Source organism: Streptomyces sp. UC4497, assembly GCF_054871485.1.
Genome location: NZ_JBTYHB010000025.1, coordinates 15,827 through 35,888, shown reverse-complemented (window position 1 = coordinate 35,888; position 20,062 = coordinate 15,827). Strand labels below are relative to the sequence as shown.

Here is a 20,062-nt window from a genome sequence, read left to right as displayed (position 1 = left end):
CGATCATCGGCCACGGCGTGGTGAACGTCAGGTGGCGTGCCGCAGCTCGTGCTCGAGCAGGGCGCGGAAGCTGCCCGGGGGACGGCCGGTGACGCGTTCGACGGTGTCCGTGGTGCGGTCTTCCGCCCCTTCGGCGATCGCACGGTCCATGGCGGCCAGCATCGCGGCGAAGTCTCCCGGGATCTGCGCCGCGAGGAGGTCGCGCATTTGCTCGTAGGGGAGTTGATGGTGTGTCACGGAGCGCCCGGTGATCTCGGTGAGGAGCGTCGCGATGTCGTCGTAGGTGAGGGACTCGGGGCCCGTGAGTACGAGATCGGTGTTGGGGGCGACGTCGTCGGTCAGGGCGCGGACGGCGACGGCCGCGATGTCCTCGGCGTCGATGAAGCCGACCCGGCCGCTCCCCGTCGCGGTCCGGATGACACCCTCCTCGCGGATGCTCACGGCGTGTGCGTGCGCGCCGGTGAAGTTCCGCATGAACCAGGAGGGGCGAAGCACCGCCCAGTCGTCGAAGAGCCTGGGGAGCTCCTGGTGGACCGCCCCTACCGCCGGTCCGCCCTCGGGGACGGCCGAGGAACTCAGCAGCACCGCGCGGTGGACGCCGGCGGCGCGGGCCCGTCGGAGGAACGGCAGCATGACGGCCGCTGGGTCGACGTCGCCCACGGGCGGTACGAGGTGGACACGGTCGACTCCGTCGAGGGCGGCGTCGTGGGTGGTGGGCTCGTACCAGTCGAAGGCGACCGGCTCCGTGCCGGGGACCGGGGTCGCGCGACGGCTGGCGGCCTTGACGCGGTGGCCGGCCGCCGTGAGCTGCGCGGCGACGCGGCTGCCCGTGGTGCCGGTGGCGCCGATGACCAGTGTGGTGCCGGTGAGCCGTGCGCTGTCGGTGGTGGTCATCGGGTGCTCCCGGCGAAGTCGGCGCCGTCCTGCTGGACGGCCAGGGGGTTCCAGTAGTCGCGGTAGGACGTGATGTGTCCGTCCTCGACCGTGACGACCGCGACGTAGGTCATGTCGAAGGGCCCGTCCGGCTCCACCAGGCGGCCGACGGCGCGCATTTCGACCACGATCGTCCGCGGGTCGGTGGTCTGGTGGATCCGCAGTTCCGGGAATTCGTGCAGGTCGATGTGGTCGGGATAGTGGCGCATGTACGACGCGACGGCCTCCCTGCCGTCCAGTCGCCGCGGCCAGCCCGGGGGTGCGAAGGGGAACTCCATCACGCCCTCCTCGGCCCACAGGCCGACCCAGTCGGCGATGTTCTTGTCCAGGAGCAGCTTCAGGCTGTGGCGGTACAGCTCCGCCGGAGCGGTGGGAGCGGACATGGGTGTCCTCCAGCGCGTAGGATCGGAATCCGGACCCGAGGTCCGGATTGAAAAGATAGCGGACCGTAGGTCCGTTTTGCAATGACGGTGGCGACGGTGACCACAGGACGAGAGGAATCGGATGCCCGAGCGCAAGCCCCGCAAGGACGCCGCCCGTAACCGGGAGGCCGTTCTCGCGGCCGCCGACGCGCTGTTCGCCCGTGGCACGAGTCCCGAGGACGTGACCATGGCCGACATCGCGGCCGAGGCCGGCGTCGGCAAGGGCACGCTCTTTCGGGCCTACGGCGACCGCTCCGGGCTGCTCCGCGCGCTGTACGAGGCACGGTTCGAACCGGTCACCGAGGCGGTCGAATCCGGCCCGTCACCCCTCGGCCCCGACACACCACCACGGGAGCGTGTCCCCGCCCTGCTCGACGCCGTGCTGTGCTTCAAGCTGGACAACCGGCGCCTCGCGATGGCCCTGGAGGCGAGCGGGAACGGCAGTCCGTACCAGGGGGCGCACTACGAGCGGTGGCACGGCCTGCTCCGATCCGTACTGGAGCAGATCCCCGGTCTGACCGACGGCGACTTCACCGCCCACGCCCTGCTGGCCGCCACCCGGGCCGACCTCGTCGAGCACCTGGCCGGACAGGAGGGCCTGCCGCGTGAACGGATGCGGGCCCAACTGGCGGACTTCGCGGCGCGTGTCATGGCCGGTGCCGCAAACGGATCCTGAGGCCGCGCCGCTGTCTCAGTGCAGCGCCTGCGCTCCTATGACGGACAGCAGTTGAAGCTTCTCGTGGCTCTCGCTGCCGGGGACGGCCGTGAAGACGAGGAGCAGATGTGACTGGGCAGGGTCGACGAGCGTCTGGCACGTCAGTTCCAGCGCGCCGACCTCGGGGTGGACGAAGTGCTTCACCTCGTGGGGGCGGATGCCGACCTCGTGGTCGTCCCACACCCGGCGGAACTCCTCGCTCTGCGCGAGCAGCAGGTCGGCGTAGTGGGCCGCGCGGGAACCGGGCCCCCGCAGCGTCGCCACGCCCCGCAGTCCCGAGACGAACATGCGGGTGAGGAAGGCGTGGTCCTCGGGGGCGTAGAGCCGGCGCGTGGCGGGATCGGTGAACCAGCGGTAGCCGATGCTGCGGGCGGGACCGGTGTGGACGGTCTGGTCGCCGGTCAGGGCGATGCCGAGCGGGGTCTGGCGCAGTGTCTCGCCGAGTTCGGTGACGATCTCCGCGGGGGTGTCGTGGAGGCGGTCGAGGATGCGCAGCAGGCCGGGGCCGATGTGCGCGCTGTCCGCACCGCGCGGGGGCGGGGTGTGTCCGGCGAGCCGGAACAGGTGGTCGCGTTCGTCGAGGGAGAGGTGGAGCCCCTGCGCGATGGAGGCGATCATCTGCTCGGACGGGTGGGGTCCGCGTTCACGCTCGAGCCGCGCGTAGTAGTCGGTCGACATGTGGCACAGCGCGGCCACTTCCTCCCGGCGCAGACCGGCCGTCCTGCGGCGTCGCCCGCGCGGGAGGCCCACGTCCTCGGGCTGCAGCGACTCCCGGCGGCGCCGGAGGAACTCCGCGAGGCCGGCCCTGTCGATCACCCGTGCCTCCATCGCCGTACGCATCGCCGTCCGCGCCTGTCCTGACGTCCCTTTCTACCGCCCGCGCGGCGCGGTAACCACGGATTGTCGATCCCCCCTTCACCGGTTGCCGTCGCCTCGGCGCCGGTCGAAGCTCTGGGCATGCCACGCAAACCCATCGACATCACCGTCCCCGACCTGTCCGGCAAGCGCGCCGTTGTCACCGGAGCGAGCGACGGCATCGGGCTCGGCCTCGCCACGAGGCTCGCCGCGGCCGGGGCCGAAGTGCTGCTGCCCGTACGCAATCCGCGCAAGGGCGAGGCCGCGCTCGCCAGGATCCGCGAGAAGGCGCCGCACGCGAACGTGTCGCTCGACGAACTCGACCTGTCCTCGCTCGACTCCGTCGCGGCCCTCGGCGAAACCCTGCGGGCACAGGACCGGCCGATCCACCTGCTCATCAACAACGCCGGCGTCATGACCCCACCCGACCGACAGACGACCGCCGACGGTTTCGAGCTGCAATTCGGCACCAACCACCTCGGCCACTTCGCCCTGGTCGCCCACCTGCTGCCGCTGCTGCGCGCCGGCCGCGCACGAGTGACGTCGCAGGTCAGCGTCGCGGCCAACCAAGGCGCCATCAACTGGGACGACCTCAACTGGGAACGCTCCTATGACGGCATGAAGGCCTACAGCCAGTCGAAGATCGCGTTCGGTCTCTTCGGCCTCGAACTCGACCGGCGCAGCCGCGCCCATGGCTGGGGCATCACCAGCAACCTCTCCCACCCCGGCGTCGCCCCGACGAACCTGCTCGCCGCGCGTCCCGAGGTCGGCCGCGCCAAGGACACCATGGGCGTACGCCTGATCCGGGCGCTGTCCGCCCGCGGCATCGTCGTCGGGACGGTCCACAGTGCGCAGCTCCCGGCCCTGTACGCCGCCACGTCCCCCGACGCCGAACGCGGCCGGTTCTACGGGCCGCGCGGAATCGGGCACATGGGCGGCCCGCCCGCGGAGCAGAAGCTCTACTCGCGCCTTCGTGGAACGGAGGAGGCGGAGCGTGTGTGGCAGGTCTCCCAAGACCTCACGAAGGTGACCTTTCCCCGCGGGGAGTAGACCTTTCCGTGCGGGGCCCGCTCAAGCCCGCAGCCGCCGACCGCGCGAGCCACAGGCGGGAAGGGGCAGCACGCCGGCGGGCGCGTACGTAAGCTGGCTCGCATGCGTACCCGACCGACTCTGACCTGGGAACCGTCCGGCGACCTGCCGCCCGCCACCACCGACCTGGCACCCGTCGTCGACGCCGTGCGCGCGGGTGGGGTCGTCGTGCTGAGCGGAGCCGGGCTCTCCACCGAGTCGGGCATCCCGGACTACCGCGGGGAGCACGGTTCGCTGCGGCAGCACACCCCCATGACGTACCAGGAATTCATCGGCGGCGAGCAGGCCCGGCAGCGGTACTGGGCGCGCAGTCAGCTGGGCTGGCGGGCCATGATCCGGGCCCGGCCCAACGCCGGACACCTCGCCGTGGCCGAGCTCGCCGAGGCGGGCCTGGTCACCGGCGTGATCACGCAGAACGTCGACGGACTGCAGCAGGCCGCAGGCGCCCCCGACGTCATCGAACTGCACGGCAGCCTGAGCCGGGTGCTCTGCCTGCACTGCCGCGCCTTCACCACCCGCGCGGAAGTCGACCGGCGACTGCGCGAGGCCAACCCGCGCTTCGAGGCCGAGGCTGAACGGCACCGCTCCGCGCGGGTCAATCCGGACGGCGACGTGGACCTGCCCGACGAGGCCGTGCGCGACTTCCGGGTCGTGCCGTGCGCGGCGTGCGGCGTCGGGGTGCTCAAGCCGGACGTCGTCTTCTTCGGCGAGAACGTGCCGCCCGAGCGGGTCACCGCCTGCCGGGAACTCGTCGCCGGAGCCACCTCGCTCCTCGTCCTTGGCTCCTCGCTGACCGTCATGTCCGGCCTCCGCTTCGTACGCCAGGCCGCGGACGCCGGAACCCCGGTCCTGATCGTCAACAACCAGCCCACCCGCGGCGACCGCTGGGGTGTGCGAGTGGAGCTGCCGTTGGGGGAGGCGTTGCGGGACGTGGTGGCCGGGGTGTGAGCCCGGAGGTCGCACCGCCGTCGGATGCCGGTCATGTCGGCTCCTTCACCAGCAGGGGGCGGACGAACCGTGCGACGACGTCGAGTGCCTGCGCCGACGCCGGCAGATCCGGGAAGACGCTCGGCCATGCGTGCGGCACGCCGGGAACGTACGAGGCGGACGTCGCCACCCCGGCCCGGGCGAGCGCCGCGGCGAACGCCACGGAGTCGTCGAGCAGCACCTCGTCCGTGCTCGCGCACAGCAACGTCGGAGGGAACGCGCGGAGGTCGCCGAGCAGCGGGGAGGCCAGCGGATCGTCCGCCGGATGCCCCTGAAGGTACTGGTCCGCGGCCTGCCTGGCCGCTTCGTGGGAGAACAGCTGGTCCGTGGTGGCCCGCGAGCGGTAACTCCCCGCCGTACAGCGCAGATCGAGCCACGCCGACAGCAGCACGAGCCCGCTCGGGACGGCCACGCCGGAGCGCGCGCACGCCACCACGAGCGCAGCCCCAAGACCACCGCCCGCCGAGTCGCCCAGCACCACGGGCGGGACGTCGCACTCGGACAGCAGCCGCTCGTACACCCGCGCCGCGTCGTGTGGCGCCGCGGGGAAGGGGTGTTCGGGCGCGAGCCGGTAGTCCGCGGCCACCACCCGGGCGCCCGTCGCTGCGGCGAGCCGCGCCGCGAACGCCGTGAACAGCGCAGCGGATCCCAGCCGGTAGCCGCCGCCGTGCAGGTACAGCACGGTGCCGCGCGGTCGGGGCGGCGCACACACCACGCAGGGCACGTCCCCGTACCGCACGTCGTCGATGCCCACACCGGGATGTGTCGGACGGGGCGGAGAGCCCATCGACGCGCGGCGCTCGGCGAGTTCGGACGGCGTCGCCAGGGTGGATCTCCTGATCGGCGGCAACTCCCAGGTGTACGAGGCGGGCGCGCCCGGCGGCGTACCGTCGCGCCTCACGAGCGCGGCCTCGGCCGCCCGGAGAGGGTCGGGCCGGCGAGGGACGGGAGTGGGGTCGGTGGACGTCACGGGCGGGGTCCCTTCATGGTGTGTATCGATGTCGTGGTGTGCGTCGATCGGCTCCGTGAAAAATTCTTCGTCGGGACGAAATCCCTTACAGGTGAGGTACGTTGACGGCTGCCCGCACCGATCTCCGGAGGAGGACGTGATGGCGCGACCGGCGCCCGCCGCCGCGAAGGCGCTGAAGATCATCGACCTGCTGGTGTCGCACCGCGGTGAACAGTTCACGATCTCCGACATCGCCCGGCGCACCGGGAGCAGCCTCGGCTCCGCCCACGCGGTCCTCGCCGTCCTGGAGGAGAGTGGCTATCTGACCCGGCACCCGGCCCGGCGGACCTACGGACTCGGCCCCGCCCTGGTGAGCGCGGGCATGGCCGCCCTTGAGCAGCATCCCGCGATCCGGGCCGCCACCGAGCGCATCGGACCGCTCGCCGCCGAGCTCGAGGCCGACGTGGTGGTGAGCGCGGGCACGCCCACCGAGATCGTGTCGGTCGCCGTGGGCGGGACGGGGTCGCGGTACGGGCCCGGATTCCGGGAGGGGGAGCGGGTGCCGCTCGTGCCGCCGCTCGGCCTCGTGTTCATGGCGTGGGCGCCTCCTGCGGAGGTGGAGTCGTGGCTGGCGCGCGCCCCGGAAGCGGTGGACCGCGACCGGGTCGAGCTCGCGCTCTCGGCGGTGCGGGGCCGAGGGTACGCGCTCGGCCTCGCGCCGTCGGTGGCCGGTGTGCCGGTGCCCGATGCGTCAGCGCCCGGCGAGGGGCGGGCCGATCGGGGGCGGCAGCGGGACCGCGACACCTGGACGTGGACGGCGTCGTTCGACAACGACTACGACCTGCCGGTGGTCGATCCCGAGCGGGAGTACGACCTCGGCATGGCGTCGGCGCCGGTGTTCGACGCCGACGGGCGGGTGCTCGTCGCGATCACGGCGTCCGGGTTCTCGCCAGGTCTCGGCGGTACGGAGGTCGTCCGCGTCGCCGAGGCCGTCAAGGCGTGCGCCACCGTCGTCACCAAGCAGACGCGTGGCCGGTTCCCCGCCTGATACGGCACGTTTCCCGCTTGTGGCAGCAGGCGGTCACGCGCCGCCGAAGAGGGCCTCGTAGTCGACCCGATGGCCCCGCCGCTCCAGCTCCGGGATGACCCGGGTGCCGAGCAGTTCGAGGCTGCGCATCACCTTCTCGTGCGGCAGCGTGCCGAACTGCGTGTAGCACAACAGCTGGTCGACACCGGCCTGTTCGTACCGCAGGATCTTCTCGAGGCACTCCTCGGGCGTCCCTACGATGATCATGTCCTGCTCGGTGTACTTCGCGAGGTCGATCTCGCCCCGCATGGTGGGCCGCAGCAGTGGGAACGCCTTCTCCTTCTCCTCCTCGGGCAGATGCGCCAGCTCCCATTCGAGGGTGAACTCGGCGAGGTTCTGGTACCACCACTTCACCGACTCCCACAGCCCGTAGCGTGCGGCCTCCTCGGGGTCGTCCGTGCAGTGCACGAGGGTGTAGGCGCCGACCCGGTCGTTGGTGGCCCGGGGCAGCGGCTCGACGCACTCGGCCTGGCCCGCGCGGTACACGGCGATCTGCTCGGCCATCTTCTCCACCGGCTGCATCAGCGCGAACGACAGTAGGCCGAGGCCCAACTTCCCGGCGTTGTGGGCGGATTGGGAGCTGGCGGCGGCGAGCCAGGCCGGCGGGTGCGGGTCCTGGAAGGGGCGCGGGGTGATGAAGCGCTCGGGGAAGTCGATCGTCTCGGACTTCCACTTCAGCTTCTCGTGCGTCCAGGCGGCGATGACGAACTCGAAGGCCTCCCGCCACATGTCCCGGGAGCGGTCGTCGGCCGGGACGTTGAACGCGAGCTGTTCGTTGGGAGTCGAGCGGCCGGAGCCCCACTCCACGCGGCCGCCGCTGAGCACGTCGACGGTGGCGACCTTCTCGGCGACGCGCACCGGATGCTGGAACCCGGAGGGGAGCAGGACCACGCCGAAGCCGAGCCGGATGTTCTCGGTGACCTGGGACAGCGCCCCGAGGATGGTCTCGTTGGACGGGGACGCGGACCGGCCCTTGCGGAAGTGGTGCTCGACCACCCACGCGGTCTGGAAGCCGAGCCGGTCGGCGAACTTGATCTCTTCGATCGCCTCGGCGTACGTCTGCTGCTCGGCCCGCTTCTGCCCGAGCGGGAACGGCTCGGCCGAGGGGCCGATCTTCGGCTGGAACTCGTAGAGCAGATCGAGCTTCATCGAATCACTCCCGGTGCCACCTGCGGATTTTCGCTATAGCGAAACTGTCTTCGCGGTCGCCACGAGTGTCAGACCGTACGCATCAACTGTCAATAAGCGACGCCCTGTTGGCACCGACAGCCGGCGAACGCATCACCCCAACACCCGCTCCAACTCACCCCGCCGCTCACACACCCACTCGCACGCCCCACGCACCTCGCCGACCACCCCGCTGTCACGCAGACGCATCATGACGGCATCACCGCTATCGGCCCCTGCCTGAATGCCGCGCCAACAGCGGTCCTGCCACCACAACACCGTCGCCACAAGTTCGCTCCGGTCGGCCAGCCCGTAGGCGTCGGCGATCAACCGCATGCGCCGGGCCGCGTCCTCGGTGTCGGTCACCGAAGGACCGAGGCCGAGGTACTGCCAGCAGACGTGGGCGACGTCGTGGATCCGCCTGCCCGGCGCCGCGAGATCCCAGTCGATGAACGCCACCGGCCTCAGCACGCCGTCGACCGGGCGGTAGACCGTGTTCTTGGGCGCCAGGTCGTTATGGCACACGACCTCCTCGGCGCCGGCCAACTCCGTACCGGCCGTGAGGTCGTGGAACGCGCGCACCAGCCGGGCCAGCGCGACCAGGCTCTCGTCCGAGGTGACGGCCGCCGGCTGTCGTGGCTCCCATGCGACGTGGCCGTCCAAGAAGTCGAGGACATCGCGGCCCTCGTCGTCGGAGCCGTGATGCCGGGGAGCGCCGTCCCAGCCCCGTACCTCGAACCATCGCAACAGGTCACGTGTGAACTCCGGGGACGCGGGGCGGCGCACCGTGTCGCCGACGCGTACGACGGCGTTGATGGAGCCTCCGGGCAAGGGGGAGTCGGTCATCGCCCCAGCATGCGTGAGGTGGAGAGGGAACGGGGCGGCGCTCCACGCCCGTGATCAGCCGAGCGTCGCGCGGATCCGGCCGAGCCACTCCAGACCCATGTCGCGTCCGCCCGGATACTGGTCGTACCGATCCCAACGCCAGGTGGTGACGACGGCCAGCACGAGCAACCGGCACACCCTCAGCAACTCCTCATCGACCCCCGGATAATGCGCGGCGACGTCCTCGGGCGCATGGGCGAGGTCGAGTTCGACGGGCCCCCGGCAACAGGTTTCCAGGTCGATGAAGATTGGCCCGTTCCGGGTGGCGAGCACGTTCCCGGGATGCGGCTCCCCGTGCAACAGCTGCTCGCCACCACCGCGCTCGTCGATCGCCCGCACCGCGCCACGCAACGCATCGCGCAGCAACTCCCGGTCCGAGGCGGCGAGTTCCGGCGTACGTTCCCGGTCCGCCAACAACCGCTGCGCGTGCGCGACGCGATCCGTGAAGTGCGGAGTCCTGGCCTCGACCTTGCGCATGCCGGCATGCAGCCGCGCGAGCGCGTGGGCGTAATCGACGGGTGGGACATCGTGCGGTGCCACGGATTCGTAGTAGGTCCACAACGTGACGACGAACCCGTCCCGCTCGTACGTACGTGGCTCCACCCGAGGGTCGAGCGCGGCCACCGGACACCCGGCTTCGGCCAGCTTCTGCGCCAGCCCGACCTCGAACTCCGCGATCTGATCGTCGACCGGCGCGACCCGGGCGAGCACGTCACACGGCAGCAGCCGCAGGGTGAGCTTGTTCGAGTCGTGCAGCACCGTCACGTCGGTGACGCCCAGTGCCAGTGACGCCGCGACGGCCCTGGCCGCGCCCACCGCGCGGGAGGGCTCGGAAGATCGCATGCGGAGAGTATGCGGTTCGCGCGTGGGGTGACGCATCCCGGTTTCAGACCGTGTAGCCGCCGTCCACCGACAGGTGCTGGCCCGTGATGAAGCCGGCGCGGTCCGATGCCAGGAAGGTCACCGCCTCCGCGATGTCCTGGGCGGTGCCGAAGCGGCGCAGGGGGATGTTGCGGCGGGTCACCTGGAGGGCGGCGTCGTCGAGTTCGCCGGTCTCGATGAGGCGGGCGGCGATGCCGTCCGTGAGCATGCCGGGGCCCACGCAGTTGAAGCGGACCCCGTAGCGGCCTTCCTCGGCCGCGAGGGCGCGGACGACTGCCTCCACCGCGCCCTTCGTGCCGGAGGACAGGCCGTCGCGGACCGGGTAGCGGTGGGTGGCCGCGGTGGTGACCGCGACGACGCTGCCGGCGGTCGCGCGGAGGGCGTCGAGTGCCGGGTGGATCAGGTTGTAGAAGGCCAGGGTGTCGGCGTGCAGCTGGTGGCGGTACTGGGACGGCGGGACCTTGCTCAGGTGCACCATCGGGACGTGCGGGCCCGCCGCGTACACGAGCGTGTGCAGCGCGCCGAACCGGTCCAGCGTCGAGCGGATCGCCGAGGCGGCCTCGTCCTCGTCCGTCAGGTCCGCCCGTACAGACTCCACCTGGGTGCCCTCCGCGCGGAGTTCGGCGGTGAGGGCATCGGCGGACTCCGCGTTCGAGCGGTACGTGAACAGCACCGCGCTGCCGCGCCGGGCCAGCGTGCGGACGGTCGCCGCGCCGATGCCGCCGGTGCCGCCCGCGACGAGTGCGGCGCCCTTGCGGCCACCGAAGTCCTGGTTGTCGTCGTCCGTCAACTCGTCAACTCCCTCACACGTTCAGCGACTTCGCGATGATGGTCTTCATGACCTCGCTGGTACTCGCGTATATAGCTGTAACCGCCGAAGAGTTGAAGGCATCGGTCCACGCGGCGCGCCTGCGCCTCCGTGCAGAACAGCTTCACCCGCGGCGGAACTCCACCACCAGCAAAGGTGCCGTCACCGTGACCCGTGGCACCTGCGCGACCAGATCGAGGAGCACCTTCCGCTCCGTCCCGGACGGCAGCCCGAAAGCGCCCAGCCACTCCTCGTCACGCCGGGCCTCGGTGGAGAGCGTCAGCGCATAGCCGTAGCGGCCAGGGGTCTCGGGCGCGAAATTCGCGAACGTGAGCAGGGGCAGACAGCCCGCTCCGGCCGTGGGGTCGAAGGACGAACCCGGTGCCAGTCGCCGTAGGTCTTGCGACCGCAGCGGCCCGACGAGCGGATCTTCGGCGGGGCCCGGTCCGGCTACGGTCCGCCCGCTGTCGAGGAGGGTGACGGACGGCAGGTAGTGCGGATGGCGCAGACCGGCTTCGGACCCGTCGAGCACCCCCGCGATCCACACCTCCCGCGCACCCGTGTTCCGCACCTCGACCCGGATCGGGGCCGGACGGCCGACGGGCTGCGGGCCCTCGGGCCCGTACAGCACGAGATCAAGCACGACGGGCTCCTTCCGTACTGTCCCCGCACCCGTGCGCGGGCCGCTCACGGGTGGACGACAACCGTGAGCGGCCCGCGCCGATGGCTCAGGCAGGACCGAAGTCGGACATGAGCTTGGCCTTGGTGGAGTCCGCCTGTGCGCGCACGGCCTCCACGACGTGCGGGTTGAACGCCGAGGTGTCGAAGTGCCGCACCAGGCGGTCGAGGATCGTGCCGGCCTCCTCCAGATCGCCCTGGCGGGCGTACGCGCGCGCCAGCCTGCGGGTGGCCAGGTTCAGGGTGAGGTTGTCCACGCCCTTGCCCTGCTGGGAGGCCTTCACGACCGGAGCGAGCTGGTCGATCGCGGCCTTGGTGTCCGGAGCACGTACCGCAAGGCCGGTCTTGTCGGCCTTCAGGCTCTTGAACTCGTGCTCGGCGTTGAGCCCCTTCGCGAGGCGCGCGTACACCGAGAAGGGGTGGTTGGCGTGCCGCTCGATGACCTCTTGGAGCGCGTCGTTGCCGGAGCGCAGCGACGGCGAGTCGGAACCACGCAGCACGAGCAGTTTGCCCTGCTCCTCGCCCATCATCAGCTCGGCGAGCTCGGAGTCGGCGGCGGTGACGGGGTGCCGTACGGCGATGCGCAGCACCGGCGAGACGATCCGGGAGCCGTCTGAGGCCTGGTAGGAGGCGCGCAGCTGGTAGGTGCCCGGCTGCTGGAAGTAGTGCCCGTCGCGGCCGTAGCCGATGTAGGCGCTGGCGTAGACCGCCGGGCGGTCGGTGTCCAGGCGCACGGTCTCGTCGTGGTCGACGCACCGCACCCGCAGCGGTCGGTACAGGACGGTGCGGCCGGAGGGCTGCCGGATGGCGATGTTGACGAGCTCGTCGTCCGGGTGGAGGTGGCCGTGGGTGGAGCGGCCGCGCAGGTCCGTGGTCTCCAACTTCAGTTCCACGACGACCGGTTCACCGAACGCGAAGCCGCTCTTGGCGCCCCGCAGGCCGAGGCGGAGGCCCGATTCGTCGGCGAGCGGTTCGTCGAAGAGTTCGGGCTCGATGTCGGCGGCGCCGGTCGCGAACGCGTTGGCGCCCATGATGACGTTGCGGTAGTAGCCGTGCCGCAGATGGATCAGCTCGTTGTCGGTGAACTGGAACGGGAAGTCGCTCCAGTACGCGGCGGTCCCGGTGGGTCCTGACGCCGACTGGTAGTTCTGCGGATAGTTCATCCACGACAGATCACCGAAGCCGCCCTTCGGGCCGAGCGGGGCCGGCGGCCGGGCCAGGTTCTTCTGCCAGGAGTGCAGCAGGTTGAAGGAGTGTCCGAGCTCGTGCACGTACGTGCGGAGCTGGGCGCGCTGCGTTTCCGGGTCGGCGCCCTTGATCATGTCGTAGAAGACCGCGCAGCCCTGCCGCTGGAAGGAGTCGGCGGCGTCGAACATGATGCCGCGCACTCCCGCCAGGCCCTCGTAGGCGCCGGCCACGAAGAGCCACACCTTCCACTGCGGGACGTTCCGCCACTGGCTGAAGTTGGTCTGCATGGCGCTGTGCAGCTCGGAGTCGGTCCAGCCATTGGGGCTGTCGGCGACGACGTTCGCGGCGCCCGACACCAGCAGCTGGATACCGGCCTCGGCGTACGCCCCGGGAACACTCAGCGAGCGGGCGGGACTGCCCGGTGGCCGCGGCAGCGAACCGGTGTTGTAGGCGAGGAACGGTATCTTGCCGGCCACCGAGTCCTGTTCCCACGTGAGAGCGCGGAAGTACGGGGAGATGTACGGGCACAGGTAGCTCGCGCCCGCTTGGCCGGCCACCGTGAGGAACTGCACGGTGGCGGCGGCGGGCGGCTGCCCGACCAGGCGCCGCGGGATGGTGACCCGCACGACCGGGGCCCCGGCCTGCCACGTGTAGCTGCCGAGCCCCTTGATCACGACCTGTGTCGCCGACCATGTGACGGTCGGACCGTGCACGGTGAACGACCCGAAGTACGCGGTCGTGCCGCCGGTGACGGTGAAGAAGTCGCCGCTGACCTTGCGCAGGACCTTGGATCCGCTGCGCGTGCTGTCGACGTCGACGCGCAGTTCGAGCTGGAAGCTGCCGCCACTGCTGCGGTACCGGCCACTTGCCGGGCGGTACCGGGCGACGGCCGCCGCCGCGCCCTCCTGCGTTTCGGAGGTCTCGTGCTCTGCGGACACCGGCAGTTCCTCGGCGCCGCTGGTCATGGTGGGCTCCGTGGCGGCCTGTTCCGCGCCTTCCTCCTGCTCCTGGCCGCTCGAGACGAAGAATTCGGCCGATCCGGTTGTCGGGTCCCCGCTCTGTGATGACATGACGTCAAGTCCTTCGTTCAGCCTGGGAAATGCCGGGAAATGCAGAAATGCAGTGGACCCGGAGGGCGTGGTCCGGGTGGTGTGGTCCTGGCGCCGCCGCGCCGGTCAGCCGTTCAACCCGCGGCGCAGCAGCGCCATGTCGGCGGGAGGGACCCGGGTGGCGGCGAGGTCGGCCAGCGAGCGTTCCACCGAGCGCCCCTCGTCGTGGAGCAGCCGCTGTGTGCCGCTGCGGTCCCGGACGACGACCACTCCACCGGACACCACGATCTCGGTGAAGTCGGCCGCCGGGTCGCCGGTGATGCGCAGTCCCCGGTAGCCGAGGCCCTCGAGCGGCGCGGCACCGGGAGGCGCCGGTGGCAGGGCGGCGATCCGGGCCACCAGCGCGTCCCCGGCTTCCGGGGCGAGACCGAACACCGGATTACGCCGCCCGCTGTAGAGATCGATCTCGACGTCCACCCGCTACCTGATCCTCTGGCGTTGCGAATTGCAGCCGTAGAAGTAGCCGCAGAATACCGTGTACGGGCCACGGTTGGCGGTCTCCGGGTTGTAGATGACGTTGTTGCTGTTGTCCGTGTTCTTGGCGGCGGTGCCTCCGGGCTTGTGTCCCCAGAACCCTTCCTTCTGCTTGCGGTACCAGTGGAAGTCGACGCCGGGAGCGATGACCAACGCGACCAGGTAGCGCGGCTTTTCGGAGTCCGGGAAGCAGTTGAACCGGTGGTGCATTCCGTCGCACAGGGACGCACGGATCATTTCGGCAGTGGTGATGGCTTTGTACATGCTGCCGCAACCACGGCCCGGCTGGGCGAACGTATTGGTACGCCAGTTGCTCGCGTAGTTGTAGCAATTGTTGCTGAGTCGGACGGTGGAGTCGTTGTTCCAGAATCCCGGGTTGAACGCTCCGAGCTCGATGGTGCAGGTGGCTGCCGGAGTTGTCTCTTCCGGCGTGGGCTCCGCCTCCGTGGTCGAGGCGCCGTCCATGACGCTGAGCCGGGTGGCGGACGACAGCTGCGGGATCAGGTAGTCGCGCAGGGTCTGGTCCAGCGGCTGTGCGGGTTCGCGGGAGGCGGCGGCCTGGCCACGCTCCATCAACGTCACGAGTCGCTCGCCGATCTCGGCCGCACGGCCACCGCGAGCCTGCGGGCCGACGGGCAGATACAGCCTCGGTTCGGCGCCGAAGTCGCTTCCGATCTCGTCGTTGAGCGGTTCGATCGAGAATCCCCGGACTCCGAGGTCGCCCGTGGCGGGCGGTTCACTGGTGAACAGGTTCCTGTTGCCGTCCACCTCGCGGAGCAGCGCCTGCACTTCGTTCTCGTCGGTGACGTCGGCCACCGGATTGGGTCGGCCCGAGAATATGTCGGCGGTGATGCGCAGCATGTATCCGTCCCCCGTTGCTTTTTTCGCGGCACTGGTTGCAGGGCAATTACACCTGCCTGTGTCGGTTTCCCGTCGGCTCCAAGGCTCGGCGGGAAGCCGATCATTGTGCTGTTCTGGTGCGAATTACTAGGGGTATATCTCGCGCCACATCAAGCGTCAACGCCGACCAAAGAACTGCCGGGGTCATTCGGCCAACAGCTACGGCACTTGCAGCGGATCAATACGCCATGTTCCCTATCGCGGCCGGATATCCAGAAGAAGAGCATTCCACTGGACCGGGTGGCGAGGCGTCGGCATGTGCCTGCGGACCCGCTGGACCGTGATCGGAGCCCGTCCTCTGGTTCGGGATCGCCGGCGCGATCCCGGTCCGGGGGACCGCATCCGATCGGCTTGGCGCCGTAGCGTGGAACCGGCCCCGAAAACGCACCATGGAGGACACCATGGGGAGCAGGCCGTGCCCACCGGCGGGTGGGCGACCGTAAGCACCCCCACGGAGGACTCGACATGCTGCTCGCCGCGGAAAAGGGCGACATCACCACGATCATCGGGGGCATCGCCCCTGACTGGGGCCCGTTCGGTGCCCTGGGCACCGAGGCGAAGACGATGATCCAGGTCGTCATGGCCGTCGCGATCCTGCTCTGCCTCGGCGTCGCGATCTGGGGCGCCGCGAAGCAGCGCATCGGTGCGACCGCGCTGCGCGACACGTTCAGCGCCGAACAGGGCAAGGGCCTGATCATCGCCGGGCTCACCGGGGTGTTCATCATCGGCTCGCTCGGCACCGTCTTCACCATCGTGTACGGCATGGCGGTCTGACGGCCGTCGGGGGAGTGGCGGCGGCTCATTCGTACTCGACGACGACGTACTCCACGCCCTCCTACGTCCAGGGGCGGCAGTATCTTGTTGCCCCGGACGAAGGAGCGGATGTGGAGTCGCCGACGAGCAGCACGGCCGAACCGGTCGTCCGTGCGCCCAGGGGCGGCCGCCCGCGTGCCACGACCCGGCCCGACCTCGAACGGATCGGCTTCGAACTCTTCGCCCGGCAGGGCTTCGACGCGACGACCGTCGATGACATCGCGGGCGCGGCGGGCATCGCGCGGCGGACCTTCTTCCGCTACTTCGCGTCGAAGAACGACCTGGTGTGGGGCGACTTCGAGCAGCAACTGGCCGGGTTCCGCGAGCTGTTGAATGCCACCGGCCCGAATGTCCCGATCATGACGGCGCTGCGCGCGGCCGTCGTCGACTTCAACCGGTTCGACGCCACCGTCGTGCCCTGGCACCGGCAGCGCATGCAGCTGATCCTGACCGTGCCCACCCTCCAGGCCGACGCCACCCTGCGGTACAGGTCGTGGCGCGCCATCGTGACGGACTTCGCGGCCCGGCGCCTCGGCCTCGCCGCTTCCGACGCGATCCCTCGGCTCTTCGGTCACACGCTCCTGGCCGCGGCGGTCACGGCCTACGAGCACTGGCTCGCGGTGCCGGAGGCGGAGTTGAGCGAGCTGCTCGACACGGCGATCCGACGCCTGGAGGACGGGCTCGGCGGGGCTTGAACCGTGTGCTCGGCGCCTCAGGGCAGCTCGCGCCGCATCGCGTCGGCGATCACCTCGCCGATCAGTACGGCGGTCGCGGCCGGGCCACGGTGCGGTGTGTCCGGCAGCATGGACGTGTCCGCGACCCGCAGCCCGCGTATCCCGTGCACACGCCCGAACTGGTCGACGGCGGGGCCCATCGGGACGGTGCCGCAGGTGTGTTGGGCCGTGCCGAGGTGGTCGCGGATCCATGCGTTCAGCGCGCGGTCGTCGGCGAGGACGTCGGGCCCGGGAGCGAGCAGACCGCCGATGGAGGCCTTGGTGAAGGCCGCGGTGTCCAGCAGCTCGGCCGTGACGCGGACGGCCGTGCGCAGGCGGCGCAGGACCTCGCCGTCGCGCAGATAGTCGTAGTCGACGGCGGGCGGTACCTCCGGATCGGCGGAGAGCAGCCGGAGTCGGCCGGTGGGGCGCGGCGTTTGGACGGAGGTGAGGAACGAGTGCGGAGCGCCCGGCACCCGGGCGGTCCCGCCGACGAGCCCGGCCATCGGGACCAGTGACTGGAGGATCTCGATGTCTCCGGGGCAACCCAGTGACCCGCCGGGGTAGTTGAGGTGCAGACAGCCCCCGAGCCAGCTGGTGGTAGGCGGGTCGAGGTCGTCCCGTGGCTGCCAGTCCAGGACCAGTTGCGGATGGTCGGAGAGGCGGGCACCGACCGCGGGCACGTCGCGGACGACGGGTACCCCGGCCCGTTCGAGATCCGTGCGCGGGCCGATCCCGGAGAGCAGGAGCAGGTGGGGCGTGACGAGCGCACCCGCGCACAGCACCACGCACCCGGCGTCGAGCGTTTCCCGCGCCCCGTCACGCTCGATCACGACCCCCGTGGCGCGCCCGCGCTGGACCACCACCCGCCGTACCGAACAGTCGCCCACCACAGTGAGGTTGGGTCGCGCCAGGACCGGCGCCGGCAGGTAGGCGAGCCCGGTGTTCCACCGCGCGCCGTCGACGGAGTTCGACGGTACGGGGCCGAAGCCGGGTGGGCCCTGGTCGTTCTTGTCGGGCTCGGCGGCGAATCCCAGTACCCGGGCGGCCTCGCGGAAGGCCACGGCGGCGGGGTGGGTCAGCTGTCCGCGCGTGACGGGCATCGGCCCACTGTCCCCGTGCACCTCACTGCGGCCGAAGTCGAGATCGTCCTCCAGGGCGCGCAGCAACGGCAGCACCCGTTCGTACGCCCAGGCGGGGTTCCCGGCCCCGGCCCACCGGTCGAAGTCCGCGCGCCGGGCCCGGACGAAGTACCCGCCGTTGATCGTCGTGGAGCCGCCCAGCACCCGCCCGCGCGGCACGGACCACGGCTGCTGCGGAGCGAGCCGTACGGCATGGGAGCGGGTGGCGGGGTGGTCCGGCAGGGCGCCGGGTACGAGGCGTGCGTCGAGCAGAGCCGGATCGAAGGCCGCGGACACCGAACCGGCCTCCACCAGCAGCACGTTCCGGTCGGCGTCCTCGCTGAGCCGCGCCGCCAGCACGGCACCCGAACCACCGGCACCGACGACCAGCACGTCGGGGCGGGCAGGCGATATCGGAACCATGGGGCCGGATCCAATCCCGCCGGGACACCGGCGCGCAAGACCCTCGGCGGCGCCCGCACCCTTTCTTTTGGCATCGCATGCCAATACTCTCGAACCCGTTCGCGCACACCCTCAACCACCCACCGGTATCAGGGAGTTCCGCATGAACGAGCAGCTCGAAGCCACTGCTGCCCCCGAGGCGTCCGCCGCCTCCACCGCCTCCGCCGCTGCGACCGACGAACCCCTCATCGAGGCCGACGACCTGGTCGAAGAGGTCTCGATCGACGGCATGTGCGGCGTGTACTGATCGTGCCCGCCGCCCCCGACTCGGCTCCCGCCCCGGCCTCCGCCTCCGCGATCGCCCCCTCCACGTTCGACCTGGACCGCGCCTGGGACCTGCACCCCCAGGTGTCGGTCAGGCCCGAACCCTTCGGCGCGCTGCTGTACCACTTCGGCACACGCAAACTGTCCTTCCTCAAGGACCGGGGCCTCCTCGCTGTCGTCCAGGCGCTCGCGACCTCGCCCACCGCACGCGCCGCCTGCGTGAGCGCCGGCGCCGGCGACGCGGACAGCGTCCGGTACGCGCGTGCCCTCGCCGTCCTGGCCCGCTCGTCGATGCTGGTCGAAAGGAGCCCGACCCCGTGACCTCAACTCCCGTGGCGGCCAAGCCCGGTGAACGACTGGTGGACCTGTTCGAGTACGGCCTCGACGCGCCGATCTGCCTCACCTGGGAACTCACCTACGCCTGCAATCTGTCCTGCGCCCACTGCCTGTCCAGCTCGGGCCGCCGCGACCCGCGCGAGCTGTCCACCGCCGAGGCCAAGGCCGTCATCGACGAGCTGGAGGCCATGCAGGTCTTCTACGTCAACATCGGCGGCGGCGAGCCGACCGTGCGCCCGGACTTCTTCGAGCTGCTCGACTACGCCACCGCCCACCACGTCGGCGTCAAGTTCTCCACCAACGGCGTGCGCATCACCCCGGAGGTCGCCCGGCGCCTCGCCGCCAACGACTACATCGACGTACAGATCTCCCTCGACGGAGCCACGGCCGACGTCAACGACGCGGTACGCGGGGCGGGTTCGTACGACACGGCCCTGCGCGCGATGCGCAATCTGTCCGACGCGGGCATGAAGAACTTCAAGCTCTCCGTCGTCTGCACCCGCCACAACATCCCGCAGATGGACGACTTCAAGGCGCTCGCCGACCAGTACGGCGCCCAACTCCGCCTCACCCGCCTTCGCCCCTCCGGACGCGGCGCCGACGTATGGGACGAACTGCACCCGCTCCCCGCCCAGCAACGCCAGCTGTACGACTGGCTGGTGGCGCACGACGGCGAGGTCCTCACCGGCGACTCTTTCTTCCATCTGTCCGCCTACGGTGAGGCACTGCCGGGCCTGAACCTGTGCGGAGCGGGCCGCGTCGTCTGTCTCATCGACCCCATCGGGGACGTGTACGCCTGCCCGTTCGCCATCCACGACGAGTTCCTCGCGGGAAGTGTGCGCGAGGCGGGCGGCTTCGCCGGTGTGTGGCGGGAGTCGGACCTGTTCCTCCGGCTGCGCGAGCCCCAACAGGGCGGGGCCTGCGCCTCCTGCACGTTCTACGACACCTGCAAGGGCGGCTGCATGGCCGCGAAGTTCTTCACCGGCCTGCCGCTGGACGGCCCCGACCCGGAGTGCGTCCAGGGGTACGGGGAGCAACTCCTCGCGGAGCGCGAGCGGGGTGGTGCCGCCATCCCGAAGCCGTCCGGAGACCACTCCCACCGCACCGGCCCCGTCGTCGTGCCGCTCATGCGCAGGCCGCCCGTGTCGGACTGCGACGAGAACCCCGTAGCAGGACTCAGCCCGTCCGCCACCTGACGACGCGATCACCCGACGAGGAGCAATCC

23 protein-coding genes are annotated in these 20,062 nt (G+C 70.7%); 9 read left to right on the top strand and 14 right to left on the bottom strand.

The genetic code is table 11. The features are described 5' to 3' along the window. Positions 1–27: 27 nt before the first annotated feature. The gene (locus ACYSUO_RS28740) at positions 28–894 is read right to left on the bottom strand and encodes an NmrA family NAD(P)-binding protein (protein WP_461779145.1); all 867 of its coding nucleotides are present in this window, start codon (positions 892–894) and stop codon (positions 28–30) included. Then, positions 891–1,316: a nuclear transport factor 2 family protein gene (locus tag ACYSUO_RS28735; RefSeq protein ID WP_461779144.1), complete on the bottom strand. Its 426-nt coding sequence runs from the start codon at positions 1,314–1,316 to the stop codon at positions 891–893. Before ACYSUO_RS28735 ends, ACYSUO_RS28740 begins: the two co-directional genes overlap by 4 nt. Before the next feature lie 121 nt (positions 1,317–1,437). Between ACYSUO_RS28735 and ACYSUO_RS28730 the strand changes: the two genes are divergently transcribed. Continuing rightward, positions 1,438–2,031: a TetR/AcrR family transcriptional regulator gene (locus ACYSUO_RS28730; protein ID WP_461779143.1), complete on the top strand. Its 594-nt coding sequence runs from the start codon at positions 1,438–1,440 to the stop codon at positions 2,029–2,031. Positions 2,032–2,046: 15 nt separating this feature from the next. On the opposite strand, the gene ACYSUO_RS28725 is transcribed toward ACYSUO_RS28730, so the two are convergent. Further along, positions 2,047–2,886, bottom strand: a complete 840-nt coding sequence (locus ACYSUO_RS28725; protein WP_461779142.1) for a helix-turn-helix transcriptional regulator — start codon at positions 2,884–2,886, stop codon at positions 2,047–2,049. 141 nt (positions 2,887–3,027) lie between these two features. Between ACYSUO_RS28725 and ACYSUO_RS28720 the strand changes: the two genes are divergently transcribed. Together ACYSUO_RS28720 and ACYSUO_RS28715 are read left to right on the top strand one after the other, a co-directional pair. Beyond that, entirely contained in the window at positions 3,028–3,975 is a 948-nt protein-coding gene (locus tag ACYSUO_RS28720; protein ID WP_461779141.1) for an SDR family oxidoreductase, read from the top strand. A 102-nt stretch (positions 3,976–4,077) separates the two neighbouring features. After that, complete coding sequence (locus ACYSUO_RS28715; RefSeq protein ID WP_461779140.1) at positions 4,078–4,962, top strand: NAD-dependent protein deacetylase; 885 nt, start codon at positions 4,078–4,080, stop codon at positions 4,960–4,962. 31 nt (positions 4,963–4,993) lie between these two features. Here ACYSUO_RS28715 and ACYSUO_RS28710 read toward each other — a convergent pair whose 3' ends face one another. Next, a complete protein-coding gene (locus ACYSUO_RS28710) occupies positions 4,994–5,971 on the bottom strand; it encodes an alpha/beta hydrolase fold domain-containing protein (protein ID WP_461779139.1) in 978 nt (325 codons plus the stop codon). Positions 5,972–6,110: 139 nt separating this feature from the next. Here ACYSUO_RS28710 and ACYSUO_RS28705 point away from each other — a divergent pair, with 139 nt between their 5' ends. Further along, the gene (locus tag ACYSUO_RS28705) at positions 6,111–6,998 is read left to right on the top strand and encodes an IclR family transcriptional regulator (RefSeq protein ID WP_461779138.1); all 888 of its coding nucleotides are present in this window, start codon (positions 6,111–6,113) and stop codon (positions 6,996–6,998) included. A gap of 33 nt (positions 6,999–7,031) precedes the next feature. Here ACYSUO_RS28705 and ACYSUO_RS28700 read toward each other — a convergent pair whose 3' ends face one another. The 9 genes from ACYSUO_RS28700 to ACYSUO_RS28660 form a co-directional block, all read right to left on the bottom strand. After that, positions 7,032–8,186, bottom strand: a complete 1,155-nt coding sequence (locus ACYSUO_RS28700; protein ID WP_461779137.1) for an LLM class flavin-dependent oxidoreductase — start codon at positions 8,184–8,186, stop codon at positions 7,032–7,034. Positions 8,187–8,318: 132 nt separating this feature from the next. After that, positions 8,319–9,050 carry a phosphotransferase family protein gene (locus ACYSUO_RS28695; protein ID WP_461779136.1) on the bottom strand — a complete coding sequence of 244 codons (732 nt, stop codon included), beginning with the start codon at positions 9,048–9,050 and terminating at the stop codon, positions 8,319–8,321. Between the two features lie 54 nt (positions 9,051–9,104). Continuing rightward, on the bottom strand, positions 9,105–9,932 hold the full coding sequence (locus ACYSUO_RS28690) for a phosphotransferase enzyme family protein (protein WP_461779135.1): 828 nt from the start codon (positions 9,930–9,932) through the stop codon (positions 9,105–9,107). A gap of 43 nt (positions 9,933–9,975) precedes the next feature. After that, entirely contained in the window at positions 9,976–10,761 is a 786-nt protein-coding gene (locus ACYSUO_RS28685; protein ID WP_461779134.1) for an SDR family NAD(P)-dependent oxidoreductase, read from the bottom strand. After that, positions 10,758–10,871: a hypothetical protein gene (locus ACYSUO_RS28680; protein ID WP_461779219.1), complete on the bottom strand. Its 114-nt coding sequence runs from the start codon at positions 10,869–10,871 to the stop codon at positions 10,758–10,760. Before ACYSUO_RS28680 ends, ACYSUO_RS28685 begins: the two co-directional genes overlap by 4 nt. A 32-nt stretch (positions 10,872–10,903) precedes the next feature. Further along, positions 10,904–11,422, bottom strand: coding sequence for a hypothetical protein (locus ACYSUO_RS28675; RefSeq protein ID WP_461779133.1), 519 nt, complete (start codon positions 11,420–11,422; stop codon positions 10,904–10,906). An 85-nt stretch (positions 11,423–11,507) separates the two neighbouring features. Further along, positions 11,508–13,715 (bottom strand): YfgM family protein, encoded by a 2,208-nt coding sequence (locus ACYSUO_RS28670; protein ID WP_461779132.1) that lies wholly within the window; start codon positions 13,713–13,715, stop codon positions 11,508–11,510. A 105-nt stretch (positions 13,716–13,820) separates the two neighbouring features. Further along, a complete protein-coding gene (locus ACYSUO_RS28665) occupies positions 13,821–14,171 on the bottom strand; it encodes a hypothetical protein (protein WP_461779131.1) in 351 nt (116 codons plus the stop codon). A gap of 3 nt (positions 14,172–14,174) precedes the next feature. Further along, positions 14,175–15,089: a hypothetical protein gene (locus tag ACYSUO_RS28660; protein WP_461779130.1), complete on the bottom strand. Its 915-nt coding sequence runs from the start codon at positions 15,087–15,089 to the stop codon at positions 14,175–14,177. A gap of 504 nt (positions 15,090–15,593) precedes the next feature. Between ACYSUO_RS28660 and ACYSUO_RS28655 the strand changes: the two genes are divergently transcribed. Further along, complete coding sequence (locus tag ACYSUO_RS28655; protein ID WP_426906325.1) at positions 15,594–15,902, top strand: hypothetical protein; 309 nt, start codon at positions 15,594–15,596, stop codon at positions 15,900–15,902. 110 nt (positions 15,903–16,012) lie between these two features. Next, a complete protein-coding gene (gene mftR / locus ACYSUO_RS28650; RefSeq protein WP_461779129.1) occupies positions 16,013–16,636 on the top strand; it encodes a mycofactocin system transcriptional regulator in 624 nt (207 codons plus the stop codon). Between the two features lie 17 nt (positions 16,637–16,653). Here the strand turns inward: mftR and mftG are convergent, their stop codons facing one another. Further along, positions 16,654–18,198: a mycofactocin dehydrogenase MftG gene (gene mftG / locus ACYSUO_RS28645; protein WP_461779128.1), complete on the bottom strand. Its 1,545-nt coding sequence runs from the start codon at positions 18,196–18,198 to the stop codon at positions 16,654–16,656. 142 nt (positions 18,199–18,340) lie between these two features. Here mftG and mftA point away from each other — a divergent pair, with 142 nt between their 5' ends. The 3 genes from mftA to mftC are packed head-to-tail and all read left to right on the top strand — an operon-like array spanning position 18,341 to position 20,033. Further along, positions 18,341–18,484 carry a mycofactocin precursor MftA gene (gene mftA, locus ACYSUO_RS28640; protein ID WP_461779127.1) on the top strand — a complete coding sequence of 48 codons (144 nt, stop codon included), beginning with the start codon at positions 18,341–18,343 and terminating at the stop codon, positions 18,482–18,484. Next, positions 18,469–18,822, top strand: coding sequence for a mycofactocin biosynthesis chaperone MftB (gene mftB / locus ACYSUO_RS28635; RefSeq protein ID WP_461779126.1), 354 nt, complete (start codon positions 18,469–18,471; stop codon positions 18,820–18,822). Before mftA ends, mftB begins: the two co-directional genes overlap by 16 nt. Continuing rightward, entirely contained in the window at positions 18,819–20,033 is a 1,215-nt protein-coding gene (gene mftC / locus ACYSUO_RS28630) for a mycofactocin radical SAM maturase (protein ID WP_461779125.1), read from the top strand. The genes mftB and mftC overlap by 4 nt, the downstream gene beginning before the upstream one ends. The last annotated feature ends 29 nt before the right edge of the window (positions 20,034–20,062 follow it).

Coding starts and splice junctions, on each gene's coding strand:
- ACYSUO_RS28660 (WP_461779130.1), bottom strand. CDS start 15,089: ATGCTGCGCATCACCGCCGACATATTCTCGGGCCGACCCAATCCGGTG.
- ACYSUO_RS28715 (WP_461779140.1), top strand. CDS start 4,078: ATGCGTACCCGACCGACTCTGACCTGGGAACCGTCCGGCGACCTGCCG.
- ACYSUO_RS28695 (WP_461779136.1), bottom strand. CDS start 9,050: ATGACCGACTCCCCCTTGCCCGGAGGCTCCATCAACGCCGTCGTACGC.
- ACYSUO_RS28735 (WP_461779144.1), bottom strand. CDS start 1,316: ATGTCCGCTCCCACCGCTCCGGCGGAGCTGTACCGCCACAGCCTGAAG.
- ACYSUO_RS28700 (WP_461779137.1), bottom strand. CDS start 8,186: ATGAAGCTCGATCTGCTCTACGAGTTCCAGCCGAAGATCGGCCCCTCG.
- ACYSUO_RS28655 (WP_426906325.1), top strand. CDS start 15,594: ATGCTGCTCGCCGCGGAAAAGGGCGACATCACCACGATCATCGGGGGC.
- ACYSUO_RS28720 (WP_461779141.1), top strand. CDS start 3,028: ATGCCACGCAAACCCATCGACATCACCGTCCCCGACCTGTCCGGCAAG.
- ACYSUO_RS28730 (WP_461779143.1), top strand. CDS start 1,438: ATGCCCGAGCGCAAGCCCCGCAAGGACGCCGCCCGTAACCGGGAGGCC.
- ACYSUO_RS28690 (WP_461779135.1), bottom strand. CDS start 9,932: ATGCGATCTTCCGAGCCCTCCCGCGCGGTGGGCGCGGCCAGGGCCGTC.
- mftA (WP_461779127.1), top strand. CDS start 18,341: ATGAACGAGCAGCTCGAAGCCACTGCTGCCCCCGAGGCGTCCGCCGCC.
- ACYSUO_RS28670 (WP_461779132.1), bottom strand. CDS start 13,715: ATGTCATCACAGAGCGGGGACCCGACAACCGGATCGGCCGAATTCTTC.
- ACYSUO_RS28705 (WP_461779138.1), top strand. CDS start 6,111: ATGGCGCGACCGGCGCCCGCCGCCGCGAAGGCGCTGAAGATCATCGAC.
- mftG (WP_461779128.1), bottom strand. CDS start 18,198: ATGGTTCCGATATCGCCTGCCCGCCCCGACGTGCTGGTCGTCGGTGCC.
- ACYSUO_RS28740 (WP_461779145.1), bottom strand. CDS start 894: ATGACCACCACCGACAGCGCACGGCTCACCGGCACCACACTGGTCATC.